Raw genomic sequence first — 14,369 nt, 5'->3', positions numbered from 1 at the left:
GTTTACTACCTCCTTTGGATGTATTCTATTCTAAATTAAATTCGTCTAACTATTCAAAAAATACAGCAAAATACATGCCAATATTAACGTTACATTTTATCAAAGAGAAAGAATAAAACCTGTACAGGACTGTTTAAAATTCATACACTATTGCATTAGACCGTCCTCGTTTTATACGGATCGAACGTTCTGCAAAATGCAATGGCAGGCACCGTCTCACCGAAATTCATCTCCCACTTTCACAGGTGTCATCACACCTTCGTGTGTAAAAGCGGGAGACTTCTTTCGAAAAAAAGGATACATGGCCGTAAACCAAACGAAGACAAGTTATCCTTATAAACGAACACTTATTTCATATTTTTTCAATTTTTCATATAATACAGAGCGGCTAATGCCCAATAATTGGGCTGCTCTGGTCTTGTTTCCTCCGGTTTTCTGCATCGCTTCCTTGATAGCTGACTTCTCGGCCTTCTCCATTAATGAGCTGCCGGTTGATCTATCGGTTGAATCGTTCTCTGTTTCTAGCAACATATAATCCGGCAAATCTTCCCTTTTAATTTTTCCATGCTCAGCAAAAATCATCGCACGCTCCAATACGTTTCTTAATTCCCGAACGTTCCCCGGCCATTCATAATCAAGCATTGTAGCCTGGGCATCCGGATCTATTCCTGTAATTGCCGTTCCATTCAATCGGTTTAATTCAAGTATGAAGCTTTCACTTAACAGCAGGATGTCACTTTTCCTATTTCTCAAGGGGGGAATTTGAAATGAAAATACATTCAGACGATAATATAAGTCTTCCCTAAACTCCCCATTCTGTACCATCTTTTCTAAGGGGCGGTGAGTCGCCGCAATGATTCGAACATCCACTTGAATCCGCTCTGTTCCCCCAACGCGGAAAAATTCTCTGCCTTGCAGCACACGAAGTAATTTGGCTTGCAGGGGAAATGACATATCTCCCACTTCATCAAGAAAAAGGGTACCTCCATTCGCCAAGTCAAATTTTCCGATCTTCCCCTTGCGATTGGCACCGGTAAAGGCCCCTTCTTCATAGCCAAAGAATTCAGATTCCAGCAAATGTTCAGGAATGGCAGCACAATTCACTGTGACGAAAGGTCCGTTCTTCCGCGAACTCGCACTATGGATCGCGTGTGCGAAGAGCTCCTTTCCTGTCCCGCTCTCCCCACGAATCAGTATGGTCGATTGCCCTTTCGCTGCTTTGCATGCACTTCGAATTAATTTTTCCATTTGCTTATCAGAGGTCATAATTTGCTCAAAAGTGAAATGGGCAAACTTCGTCTTATCGCTTTCGCCCTGCCCGTTCCTCGTTTGACTCGTTTCAAACCGGCGAAATAATTCTTTCATTTCATCTAAACCTCGAAAAGCAATTTTACCGATCGCACCGATGACTTCATCCCTTTGATAAATCGGTATACGATGAACAGCATACCGTATTCCTTTTACTTCCATCATATCACTAATGTCTGAAATTCCTGTCTTTATGATTTTAGATAAACCCAGTTCAGGAAGGATGTCATCAACCGATTTGTGAAGGACCTCACGTTCTTTTAATTCAAAAAGTTCAAGTAAGGAAGGGCTAATGAATGTTATGGCTTTCGATTCATTAATCATCACCAATCCGTCATACACATTATTAATGACTGTCTGTACTATGCTCTTCCATTTAAGAACAGTCTGTAGCTCTTGAGCCATTTTCTCCACATCAGAAATATCCTGAAACAGAACGATGAACCCCTCATCCCCTTTAATCGTTCGATACCTGGACAAATTGGCAACTGCATGATAGATTCCGATTTTCATCCGATGATGATCTGTCTTCTCCATTTCAGCCAGATGAAAATTTGGAATGACATCGGCCAAATCTTTATAGAGGATTTCCGAATCCTTGTAACCAACCATCTCACAAAATTTTCGATTAACAAAAATGATTTGCCTCTTTTCATCGGTCATGATCGCCCCTAGTTTGGACGTATCAATGATTTCTTCAAGTTGTTCTTTTAAAGAACGGGTAGTTTGAAGTAAGCTGGAAACGACATGGGATTGGGTAATGACCCCGATTAATTGTTCGTTCCTATTTACGACAATCCCTGTTCCTACCTTAGTAATCTCAGTGTTTCTTTCAAGTTGATCAGGACTCATATCTTCAGGAAGGGTTTCGACTTCTCTCTTCATGAAAGGACCGATCGGCGTATCTAATGGTTTTTCTTGTAACACCATGGAATAGAGGGAACTTCTTGTGAATACGCCAACCAATCGACGGGTAGCATCTGTTACCGGTATCGTATGAATTCTTAATTTTTTCATCAATTCAACGGCCTCTAAAAGCGTATTGTCCGGAGAAAGGCACTGATGCATAGGAGTTAAGATATCTTTCATTTTCAGCAAAATTATTCAGCCCCTTCTAACTATAATTCTACCTTTTTAATTATTATAATATTTTTATAATTCATTATTTTCTATCATAAAAATAATGTCAACTTCAGCTACATGCGATTCGATTTTGCAAACAAAAAGGGACGTCTCATCATTTTGAGACAGCCCCCTATAAAAAAGCTTTATTCAGAAAGCAGGGATAGAACGGGCTCCCTGACCCCTTTTATTTTATCTATTTTTCATTGCTTTATTGGTAATAAATTCCATTTCTCCTTCAATCCCCGCGTTATTGAAGAATACATCGATTCTTCCGAAAATCTTTTACTTGTTCTTCGTTTAAGAAAAACTCCTACAATATTATGCTTTTTGCAATAATGGACTTCATGATTTCATTTGTTCCTGCATAGATGGAGGATACCCCTATATCACGATATCTTCTCGCAATAGGATATTCCTCCATATATCCGTATCCCCCGTGCAACTGCAAGCACTCTATGGCCACTCGTTTTGCCATTTCTGTAGTCCACCATTTTCCCATCGAAACCTGTGTAACGATATTTTTTCCTTCTATGTGGCTGGCAATCAGACTGTCAACAAAAGTACGGCCAATCTCAACTTCAGTGGCCATCTCGGCGATTTTAAATTGGGTGTTTTGAAGTTGACTGATCGGTTTTCCGAATGCTTTTCGATTTTTTACGTAATCGATAGTCGTCTTTACCATCTCTTCTGCGGCTATTATCGCCTGGATAGCGACAATAAGGCGTTCCTGCTGTAATTTGTTCATCAAGTAATAAAACCCTTTTCCCTCTTCTCCCAATAAATTGGAAGCGGGAATGCGAGCATCTTCAAAAAACAATTCAGCTGTGTCTTGAGCGTGCATTCCTATTTTGTCTAACTTCTTTCCCCGTGAAAATCCGGGAGTATCGCGCTCAACTACGATCAGACTCATCCCTTTATGGGCAGGATTTGCACTCGGATTTGTTTTGCATGCAACAATGATTAAATCAGAAATAATTCCGTTTGAAATAAAAGTTTTTGCGCCATTTAAGATATACGAATCTCCGTCTTTTACCGCTGTAGTTTTAATAGCTGAAAGATCTGAGCCTGCTCCCGGCTCCGTCATAGCAACTGCCGTAATGAGTTCACCTCGTACACAACCGGGTAGCCAGCGCTGCTTCTGTTCTTCCGACCCATACATACCGAGATAAGGTACAACAATAGCATCATGCAGTGCTATTCCGGATAACCCGGTACCTATGCGCTCTAATTCCTGGGCTAAAATAGCTGAGTAAAGAAAATCTGCATGTGATCCTCCATACTTTTCGTCTGCCCATGAACACAAAAACCCATTTTCACCCATTTTTCTCCAGAATTCACGAGGAACCATACGTTCCTTCTCCCACTGTTCAAAATATGGAATGGCTTCCTTGGTTAAAAATTTACGCAACGTATCACGAAAAATTTTATGCTCCTCTTGTAAATGTAACTGAGTCATCACATATCTCCTTTTCTGAAAAATCCCCTGATTAACTTTGTCTTTTTCTCAGTTCATATTTCAGTATTTTAGTGGAGTGTCAACATAGTGAACAATGTCTTCCTGTGTATACTCCCATAGTAGTTTTCTATACGAATTTTTCGTCCCGTTCTTTGATAAACTGTTTCAGATTATTTTTATCCCCGCGGGCATCGTATAAGAGCCGCTGGGATTCTTCTGTAGCGTGTCCTAATTCGTGCATAATAAAATGGTACTCGTAAGATTCACGTGCTCCCATGATATCCTGCGTATGATTCAACGACTTCTTGAGTAAACGCAGTGTTATAGGTGGCATCTCAGCTATTTTATTGGCAAGTTGACGTGCCCTCTCCAATACCTGTTCTTTGTTAACAACTTCATTGACCATTCCAAACTGCATGGCTACGTCTGCCGGAAGAGGCTCTCCCGTAAATAAAAACTGCTTTGCTCTTCGAATCCCCATGTCCCATGGCTCGAATAACACCTCAGCGCCTACTCCGCCCATTCGAGCGACCGGGTTGGAAAAATATGCATCCGAAGAAGCAATGACAAGGTCGCATGCCTGCGATATCATCAGGCCCGCAGCAATGCAAGGACCATGAACGACTGCAATAGTGGGCTTAGAATAGTCCCGAATGTACAGCGTTTTGTCATAGTATTCTTCCAGTTCTTGATCCAGCCGCGACTCAACCAGCGGTCTTTCGGCGGATCCGGATAAATCATGGCCAGCCGAAAATACAGGGCCTTCAGCACGAAACAGAACAACCCGTATGCTCGAATCCTGCTCCGCTTTCCGAAGCGCCGCATCAATTTCCATAATCATTGTACGGTCGATCGCATTTCTTTTTTTCGGACGATTTAATATGATTTCAAATACTGCCCCGTTTTGTTCAAGTTTAATCGTAGTCGTTTCCATATATCATTTAACACTCCTTATAATTTTGAATATTCTAACTAATTTATATTATCAATCCGCCAGCACCGACCAATTGAGCGATCATATAGAAGGTCGAAATGACGATTGTTGATATAGCGGACAGGGAACGAACAGGCTTTTCATTTAAACGGCTTACCAGAACGTCTGCCATCGTATATTTCCCCGTATTCCGAAGCGGTTCCGCCACCAGCAATAAGAGAAACACTAAGCCAACAAACGCCCCGATTGCATTTAGGAATCCATCGAATCCACCAAGCGAAATTAAACCAAGCAATCCAAGAAAAGACCCTGCGCTTAGATAATCTCCTGCAATTGCAATACCATTCTGCCGGCCAGAAATGGAAGCGCCTGCGGTATAGAACTCACTGGTTGTACGAGTACGCTTTGCCGCCCAATAAGTAATAGCCAGCGTCATTGCAACAATAGCAAGGAAAAGGGCAAAGGCTAATCCGTTAGAGTCTGTCATTATTGTAATCCTCTTTTCTTGTTTTTATATATTTCAGAAATTAGGTCATCAAACCGTTCGGCTTTTTTCATATAATAATAGGCCAGTACCCAGGCCATTATAAATTGAGAGACCGCAAATAAATACCCGAAATTCACAAATAACGGAACCTTTTTTATCATCAGTGTCTTGGAATATCCAGCCATTATAGGAAGAGCAAAGTAATAAACCATAAAGAAGATGGTTGTGGGAATGAGAAACGCTTTTTTCTCCTTAATAAGAGTCTGAAATTGACTGGATTCCGCGATTTCGTCCCACTCGTTTTGCACATGATGATTGCTTGAAGCGCTTCTACTATTAGAACTTGCAGTGGATTCCATATTTATCCTCCTTTTTAGTGAGCATCAATAGTAGTCTTTCTTTAATTGCATGTGATTCTTCTCCCTTATTCCATCATTTATCTACATCTTGCAGTACGTAATTCGCAGTATTAATATCCTTTAAAGTTCGGTTTGCGCTTTTCAGCAAAGGCAGCCAACCCTTCAGCCATATCGTAGGATTCTGTATGAGCCCGAAGCGTTAATAACTCCTGCCGCAGGGCAATATCCAATGGCTGTTCCAGACCATCACGAACCAATTGTTTCATACGGCGTAAAACAAGTGAACTTTTCATTGCTAATTTGTCGGCCAGGGCTTGTGCAGTTGCCTCCAATTCTTCATCGGCAACAACTTGTTGGACGAAGCCATAGTCCTTCATTTCCGTTGCGGATATAAAATCCCCTGTAAACAACAGATACTTGGCACGGTTCACACCTATTTTACGCGGTAATTTTACTGCTCCGCCTGCTCCCGGCAATACGCCGAAGTTGGAATGCGCATCGCCAATTTTAGCGCTCTCCGCAGCAATCACGATATCAGCGGTCATGGCGAATTCCAATCCACCTGCCAGCGTAATACCGTTTAATGCGGCGATCAGAGGTTTTGGACAATGTTCAAGCAAACCAAAGGTACGTTCACATAAATCCAGAAGATCTGGTTCCGCACTTTTTTTGCCCTCAAGATCTTCTAACAATTCTTTCAGATCCGCACCGGCACAAAAAGCCCTGCCCTTCCCGGTGAGAACGATCACCTTTATTCGCTCATCCGTCCTGGCTTTTTCGAAGGCTTCTCCTAACTCCATAAGCAAAGTTTTGGATATAGCATTCATATCCTTTGGACGATTCAAATAAATCCATGCCGCTTGATTACGCTGCTCGAAGATAATCGTCTGATTACTCACCTTAAACGCCTCCATTCGAAACACAATTAAGAATTTGACCAAAAAGTCCTTTTTCTCTCCATTCATCAATTTGCTTGAGACTGAACCCTGACTCTTGAAGTACATCGATTGTGTTTTCCCCCAGTTTGCTGCCAACATGCCTGTACTCCGGCTTTCCAGCTGAAAACTTAATTGGACAGGCGATTTGCCGCTGCGTTGTCCCATCCGGTTTTGGCACTTCCACCACCATCCCGCGCGCCTGAATTTGCGGATGCGCGCATGCTTCAGAAAACTTCAGCACGGGTTCAACACATGCATGAAGCTCTTTGAAAGCAATGAGCCACTCAGCGTACGTTTTACTGAGGAAAGCTTCCCGGACGGCCTCTTTAAAAGCATGTACGTCTTCCGGATCATCACTCATCCCAACTTCAATTAATTCAGGGCGTCCTATCGCTTCACACAACAGCTTCTTAAACGGCGGCTCAAGACTTCCAACCGAAAAATAACGCTGATCTTTCGTTTGATAATAATCATAGAACGTACCACCATTCAGCATCATTTGTTCTGGTTCCGGCTCGATTCCGCATGCAAGATAACCGGAGCCATATATGGCATTAAGAGCAAATGCCGTATCTGTCATACTGATATCAATGAATTGACCCTCCCCTACCTTTTCACGGTGAAGGGCTGCTGCCAAAATCCCAATAACAGCATGCAAGGAACCTCCTGCGACATCGGCGACCTGTATGCCCATTGGTGCCGGCACAACTCCATTGCGGTGGGAGTAACCCGTTACCCCGGCAATGGCCAAATAGTTATTATCATGTCCCGGACGATCCCGGAAAGGGCCTGTTTGACCGAATCCCGTAAGTGAACAATAAATCAGCTTTGGATTCGATTCCTTGAGCGCTTCGTAACCGAGCCCCAGTCTTTCCATAACACCCGGGCGAAATTGTTCTAGCACAATATCATATTCTTTCACCAGATGCTTCACCAGCTCTACGGACTCCGCTTTTTTCAAATCCAGTGCAATTGATCGTTTAGAGCGGTTAAGGTACCCATGAGCGGCCGCTTCCTCACCGTCAAAGGGCGGAGTAACTCTAATCTGATCGGGCCGTGTTGGTGCTTCGACCCGCAACACTTCCGCTCCCAAATCCGCAAACATCATAGTAGCATAGGGACCAGGTAATAGAGTTGAAAAATCCAGTATTTTCAGACCTTTTAATAAAGACATACATTCCTCATCTCCCATTTTTATCCAAAAATCTCTTGGCACAATCCTATCTTTTTCCCACTGATCCTTTCTCAGCACATAGGACTGCATATAATTCCCGTAATATCCAAAAGATCTTATTTACTGATTCTATTTTTTTACTTTGCAAAACACATACCAATATTCGGATAAGAGAAGAGATGGGCACGTCAACCGGTTACGCTCCCCGGGGAAGCAGAAAAAGTCCGCTCCAAGAGCCCCGTGCGCTCGCGTAAAATCGTTCCATTGCCCATCCCTTCTCCCCTCCCAGCAACCTTTGTATAACGCTTAGTTAACCACAGAGTTTGGCGTTGAGCCCAAATTTGTTTGGAATTCATACATTTTTGTATGGGACCGTCCTTATTCTGCACTTTATTTTTTCGTAAATACAAACGGTTTCATTTTCTTCTCTTACACTCATAAAAGCGCCATGCTTTTCTTATGCAAAGTAAGAAAAACACGGCGCTTTTTTCCTTTCACACTTATTTATGTTACTGCAAAAGTAGACGTATGATCTGCAAGATGGAACACCGGTGCCGCATGAAGATATATCCTTTATTTTGTTAATTTACTCTTCTTTCGCTTTTCACCCAATACTGTTCGCGCAATTCCCGCTTTAAGATTTTGCCTGCGCCACTTTTGGGTAGTTCAGGGACAAAATCGATCGTTTTAGGCACCTTATAATTGGCTAGCTTTTTACGAACAAATGAAAGGATTTCTTCCTCTGTAACCTGATACCCCTGTTTACGCACGACAATAGCCTTTACTGCTTCTCCCCACTTTTCATCCGGCACACCTATGACAGCGCATTCAAGAATTGACGGATGCTGGTATAATACATTCTCAACCTCTACAGAGTATACATTTTCACCGCCTGTGATGATCATATCCTTTGCCCGATCGACCATATAGTAATAACCTTCCTCATCCTTGCAGGCCAAATCTCCCGTAAAATACCATCCATTACGAATGGCCTTTGCTGTTTCTTGCGGTAAGTTCCAGTACCCCTTCATGATATTGGGTCCTCTGAATATAATTTCGCCAACTTCATTTACAGGTACATCATCCCCGTTTGAATCGACTAGCTTCAGTTCAACTATAGGTACCGGCCGGCCACAAGAAGTTAGTCGCTTTGTTTCTTGTTCTGTTCCATTGATAACATGATCCTCAGGACTAAGAACCATCAAAAGAGGAGACGCCTCAGTCATCCCATAAAGCTGTATAAACTGGGTTTTTGGCATTTTCTTCATACTTTTTGTCAGGAGCTCCTTTGATATCGGAGAAGCACCGTACAAAATTCTTCTCAAAGAACTCGTATCGTAGTTATCAAAATCAGGATCATTAAGCAGCATATTAATCATCGCAGGAACTAATAGGGTTGTCGTAACATTAAAATTCTGTATAGATTCCAAAACACCCTTTGAGGAAAAAGAACGAATGATTACATGTGTAGCACCTGTGAACATAAAATTGAAGGTTTGTGCACCATCTGCTAAATGAAATATAGGAGCTGCATGAAGATAAACGATTTCCTCCTTTTCAGGAATGTGGAATGCAACAAGATTTTGATACGAGTTCATTACCAGGTTTTTATGTGTAAGCATCACGCCCTTTGGTCTACCCGTGGTTCCCCCCGTGTAATAGATTCCTGCTATGTCACCTTCCTCCACACCCTCTGCATAATACTCTTCTTCAGGCAATGTAGCAAGCAGTTCCTCATACTGAAGGATGCCATCCATTTCTCCTATTTCTTGAATATCATCAGCTAAAATAATATGACGTAAGCTCTTCACATTTCGTTTTAGCTCAGATACGATTGACAAAAATTCTTTGTGAATATACAGAACTTCCGCAGTAGCATCATTTAGTATAAAGGATATTTCTTCGACACTCAGTCGATTATTTAAGGGAACTAGAATCCCCCCGCGTGCCATGACTCCATACATTAATTCCAAATAATGATAACTATTGAACATGAGGAATGCTACACGATCTCCTTTTTTCACTCCTAGAGTAGATAGAGAACGCTTTACTTTAGCCGCTCTTGTAGCAAATTGTGAATACGTAAACGTGTATTTTCCATCTAAGATGGCCTTTTTTCCCGGAAAAGTACGAGCCGAATACATTAAAGCTTTAGTAAGTAACATAAAATCTCACTCCCTCTATGAATTAAAGTTCTTCTTACGAATACTCCTTATATTTGAGGTTCAAAGCGACATTTCACCCCATCGAAAGAATTTTCAGTCTATATTTGTTACTATTCATAACCCTTGCATATTTTATGCCAGATAAGAAACTCTATTGGTTCTATGATCATCAGCCTATCTATTTCGATAAACGCATGAATTATAAACATCTTAAAGACAAGCTTGTTTGATTTTCAGACAGTTTATATGGGTTGCGTTAACAAAATCATTCCTTACCCGATTTTTGGAGTATAAAAAAGGGGACTAACCAAAAAGACACATAAAGTGCCCTTTTGGTGATCGCCCCTTTTTTTGCTTCAGTAATATTACAGTAAGAAAGCTTCTTAAAAACCAGGAATTTTAATCGATACGAATATTTTATTGCTATTGTACTTATATGAGTATTTCAACATACTCTCTTTAACATAAATCAGGTTGCATTTACATTTTGACAATGGTTCTTCCGCGTATTTGGCCTTTTAAAATTTTGGATAGGACTTCGGGAAGTTCCTCTAATGAAATTTCATCGACAATATTTTCGTTTAATTTCTTTGGTTTTAAGTCAGTCGCCAGGCGTTTCCATACTTTCTCTCGTACCTTCATCGGACAGTATACCGAATCAATCCCAAGCAAATTTACTCCACGCAGGATAAATGGATGTACCGTCGTTGAAACATCGGTTCCTCCCGTTAATCCACTTAAGGCTACTGATCCGCCGTACTGGATCGTGCTTAACACATATTCAAGCGTTTTGCCTCCTACGGGATCAATGGCTCCAGCCCAGCGTTGCTGACGCAAAGGTTTTTGTTCCGAAGCAACGACTTCTTCACGATGGATAACTTGCTTTGCACCTAATTGGTATAAATATTCATGTTCGCTGGTTTTGCCGGTACTAGCAACCACTTCATACCCTATCTTTGATAAAATATCGACTGAAACACTGCCCACACCACCTGTAGCTCCCGTTACGAGTACCGGACCTTGAGCCGGCTGCAGGCCATTTTCCTCCAGTCGTTGAACAGACAGTGCAGCTGTAAATCCGGCGGTGCCGAGAATCATCGCTTCCCTTAAATTTAATCCATTCGGTAGCGGAACAACCCATTTTGCCGGCACACGAGCCACTTCACTGAACCCACCATGATGAGAAACCCCTAATTCATAACTTGTAACAATTACAGGATCGCCTTCACGAAAACGTTCATCCTGGGATTCGATGACCGTTCCTGCCAGATCAATCCCGGGTATCAACGGATATGTTTTAATAATTCGGTTGGGGATGGTCGCCAATCCATCTTTAAAGTTGACACTAGAAAAAGCAACACGAATGGTAACATCCCCATCCGGCAGGTCATTAGCCGATAGCTGTTTAACCTCCATTTTGGTTTGACCATCAACTAGATCCAAAACAAATGCACGAAAATCGTTCATCATTTCTCCCTTTCGTATGCCTAAACGGATAGACATGTTGGATTTTTCCTTTTATAACACACTATACCTTTTTTCTCAGCTCTGTTTTTAGCACTTTCCCCATGGGATTCCTCGGCAGGGCATCGATGATTTCAAAGTCCCTCGGAACTTTGAAATCTGCCAGGCGTTCACGGCAGAACGCGATGATTTCCTCGTTTGTGACGGATTTTCCTTCACGAAACACGATAAAGGCCTTAATATCCTCTCCCAAATTTTTATGCGGTTTGGCTACCACCGCAACCTCCAGGACGGCCGGATGCTGGTACAGGCAGTTCTCCACTTCCAGGCTGGAAATGTTAAATCCGCCCCGGATAATCAAGTCCTTTTTCCGATCGACATGATAGATGAATCCATCTTCATCGCGGTAAACCAAATCCCCGCTGTGAACCCAGCCATCCCGAAGGGTTTCTTTGGTCGCTTCCTCATTCTTGAAATATCCCCTCATATTCGCTGGAGAACGATAGCAAATCTCCCCAATCACATTTGGACCTACCTCCTGCTCCTTTTCATCAACAATCTTGACTTCAACTAAAGGCATCCCGCACTTTCCGACAGAACCCAATTTATCCAATGCATATTCACCAGGCAGGTACGTTCCTGTGGGTCCTGCCTCTGTCAAACCGTAAGTCTGTCTCAATTCGATGCCAGGAAAAGCCTTAAACAGATCTAAAATCACCTGCTTGGGCATCGGCGCCCCACCGTAATCGAGCAGGCGCAAGGAAGACAGCTCATAGTTGGGAATGTTGCCGGACTCCAGCATAAAGGTGTAAACAGCTGGAACCCCTACGTAAACGGTGGTTTTTTCCGATTCCATTGTACTTAACGTTTCTTCCACATCAAACTTACGATCAAGAACCATGGTTGCCCCATAAACCAGCACGGAAAGCAAATTGAAATGACAGCCCGAACTCGTAAAAAAAGGAAATGCACTCTGATAGACGTCCGTCTCAGATAGTCCCAGCGCTCCTCCAACAGAATAGCCGGTGGCCACGGCACTTGCATGGGTATGTATTACCCCTTTTGGACGGGCGGTTGTTCCCGAAGTATAAAGCCAATCCGCATCATCCGTTTCCTCTACCCGTGCAGTGGGAGGAGAAGAGTTTCCATTTTCCATAAGAGTCTGAAAAGAATACATCCGAATGGCGGTATTTGATAAGGGCACCTCTAACGGTGCGTCACCCGCCACAATGATGCGGCGAAGGCTCGGACATTCGCCGGCAACCCCTTGCACTTTAGAAAGGAGATTTACAGAAGTAATGATGGTGGATGCTTCACAATGCTCTAGAATGTACTGTAGCTCCGGCTCGGAAAATCTTGCATTGATCGGAACATTGATGCCTCCAATTTTATGAGCGGCATAAAAACTGAGAATACATTCCATCCCCTGTTCGTTATCCATAAAAATGGCGATCCGCTCGCCTTTTTGGATTTCTGCCTCCTGATACGCGTTAGCCAGCTGGTCGGTTAAACGATTGAGTTCCGAATAACTTAGACGCATTTTGTCCTTTTTGATTCCACTCCAGGCTACTACAGCCGTCTTATTTGGCGTTTGTTCGGCATGATACCTCAAATACTGCGGAATGGTCCGAAGCTGGAAAAACGATGGCAGCGGCAGGCTCATTCACACTCCTCCTTTAGCTAAATGTAAACAGCTTAAACGGCCAAATGTTAAGACACTCTTGAAAATACATCCTGTAAGGAGCTGGCTACTTCCTCTATTAGTTCTTTTCCTCGATCAATCACGCCACCCAGAATAAGAAATCCATGGATCGTATCATCATAACAATGATACTTTACTTTTACTCCCGCATCTTTTAACCGATTAGCATAAGCCTGCCCCTCATCATGCAGAGGATCATAACCGGCTGTTACCACTAACGCAGCGGGTAAACCACTTAAATCGTCCGCCAGAAGGGGAGAGGCGTAGATGCTTCTCTTCTCTTCTTCCGTCCGGAAATATTGTTTCTCAAAATATTTCATGTCCTTACGGGAAAGAAAGTAACCTTCAGCAAAATCATGGCTAGAAGGGTAATCTTTTGAAAAATCCGTGCACGGATACAAGAGCACCTGGAAACATAAGGAGGGTCCACCTTGCTCCCGGGCCATCAAACATACAACTGCAGCCAGGTCACCACCGGCACTATCTCCGGCTACTGCAATTCGCTGAGGGTCGCCGCCGAATGTATAAGCATTTTCCGCCACCCACTTGACAGCAGAGTAGGCATCTTCCGCAGCGGTGGGAAATGGGTGTTCAGGTGCCAGCCTATAGTCCACAGAGACTACTATACATTGAGCAGCATTCGTAATCGCGCGCAGTGGTGCATCTACCATTTCTAAATCGCCGAATACAAATCCACCGCCATGAAAATGAACGAGTATTGGGAAAATGCCCTCTCCCTCTGGAGTATAAATGCGAATTTTAATCTCTCCGTCTTTTACAGGAATGAATTGGTCTTGAACGCTGCCTACCGGTTCCGAAGCAATCGTCACTGTGGGAACAATATTTTGCATGGCCCTGCGATTTTCTTCCGGTGTGAGCTGATGAAAGGCAGGTGCACCCATCGCGGCTAACTGATCAAGAAAAGCTTTTGTTTTGGAATCAAGTGCCATTTATAATTCCTCCCTATATTTTCATATTATTAAATCAGTTAATTTCCTTAATTCCCAGCGATCTCTGTGCCAAAAGAACCCGTTGGTACCGGTTGTTTTTGATCAGATAACAGGAATCCCTCATAGCCGTTTACCGCAGCAGCATCGCATTGTCGGCTATAGTTCTGAAAGCCGCCGATGTACATCAGACTGACGCGTGGTTTGCCAGGGATGTTCGCTCCCATATACCAGCTGTCAGCCAGGGGTAAGAGTGTCTGATTGGCTACCTCAGCGCTGTGCTCCACCCACTCATTCTCGGCCTCAGCGC

General features: G+C 43.0%; 10 protein-coding genes and 2 pseudogenes. All 12 read right to left on the bottom strand.

The window, feature by feature from the left end; genetic code table 11:
- Window positions 1-333: 333 nt before the first annotated feature.
- Window positions 334-2,397, bottom strand: a complete 2,064-nt coding sequence (locus ADA01nite_RS19765) for a sigma-54-dependent Fis family transcriptional regulator (protein WP_246147430.1) — start codon at window positions 2,395-2,397, stop codon at window positions 334-336.
- Between the two features lie 346 nt (window positions 2,398-2,743).
- A complete protein-coding gene (locus ADA01nite_RS19760; protein WP_146812153.1) occupies window positions 2,744-3,889 on the bottom strand; it encodes an acyl-CoA dehydrogenase family protein in 1,146 nt (381 codons plus the stop codon).
- Window positions 3,890-4,016: 127 nt separating this feature from the next.
- Window positions 4,017-4,823: an enoyl-CoA hydratase-related protein gene (locus ADA01nite_RS19755; RefSeq protein WP_146812152.1), complete on the bottom strand. Its 807-nt coding sequence runs from the start codon at window positions 4,821-4,823 to the stop codon at window positions 4,017-4,019.
- A 49-nt stretch (window positions 4,824-4,872) separates the two neighbouring features.
- Window positions 4,873-5,310 (bottom strand): annotated as a pseudogene (locus tag ADA01nite_RS19750) (sodium:solute symporter family transporter); the annotation flags it as partial.
- Complete coding sequence (locus ADA01nite_RS19745) at window positions 5,310-5,669, bottom strand: DUF485 domain-containing protein (RefSeq protein ID WP_146812150.1); 360 nt, start codon at window positions 5,667-5,669, stop codon at window positions 5,310-5,312. The gene ADA01nite_RS19745 and the pseudogene ADA01nite_RS19750, both read right to left, overlap by 1 nt.
- A gap of 110 nt (window positions 5,670-5,779) precedes the next feature.
- A complete protein-coding gene (locus ADA01nite_RS19740; protein ID WP_146812149.1) occupies window positions 5,780-6,568 on the bottom strand; it encodes an enoyl-CoA hydratase/isomerase family protein in 789 nt (262 codons plus the stop codon).
- Between the two features lies 1 nt (window position 6,569).
- Window positions 6,570-7,781 carry a CaiB/BaiF CoA transferase family protein gene (locus ADA01nite_RS19735; protein ID WP_146812148.1) on the bottom strand — a complete coding sequence of 404 codons (1,212 nt, stop codon included), beginning with the start codon at window positions 7,779-7,781 and terminating at the stop codon, window positions 6,570-6,572.
- Window positions 7,782-8,362: 581 nt separating this feature from the next.
- On the bottom strand, window positions 8,363-9,946 hold the full coding sequence (locus ADA01nite_RS19730; RefSeq protein WP_146812147.1) for a long-chain-fatty-acid--CoA ligase: 1,584 nt from the start codon (window positions 9,944-9,946) through the stop codon (window positions 8,363-8,365).
- 480 nt (window positions 9,947-10,426) lie between these two features.
- The gene (locus tag ADA01nite_RS19725) at window positions 10,427-11,413 is read right to left on the bottom strand and encodes an NADPH:quinone oxidoreductase family protein (RefSeq protein ID WP_146812155.1); all 987 of its coding nucleotides are present in this window, start codon (window positions 11,411-11,413) and stop codon (window positions 10,427-10,429) included.
- A 61-nt stretch (window positions 11,414-11,474) separates the two neighbouring features.
- Window positions 11,475-13,073, bottom strand: coding sequence for a class I adenylate-forming enzyme family protein (locus tag ADA01nite_RS19720; protein ID WP_146812146.1), 1,599 nt, complete (start codon window positions 13,071-13,073; stop codon window positions 11,475-11,477).
- Between the two features lie 47 nt (window positions 13,074-13,120).
- Complete coding sequence (gene lipP1, locus ADA01nite_RS19715; protein WP_146812145.1) at window positions 13,121-14,062, bottom strand: LipP1 family hormone-sensitive lipase; 942 nt, start codon at window positions 14,060-14,062, stop codon at window positions 13,121-13,123.
- A 47-nt stretch (window positions 14,063-14,109) separates the two neighbouring features.
- A pseudogene (locus ADA01nite_RS22450) lies at window positions 14,110-14,369 on the bottom strand (hypothetical protein); the annotation flags it as partial.

This window comes from Aneurinibacillus danicus (assembly GCF_007991215.1).
Classification (GTDB): domain Bacteria; phylum Bacillota; class Bacilli; order Aneurinibacillales; family Aneurinibacillaceae; genus Aneurinibacillus; species Aneurinibacillus danicus.
The sequence above is the reverse complement of the archived record's forward strand: the minus strand, read 5'-3'. Positions and strand labels throughout refer to the sequence as shown.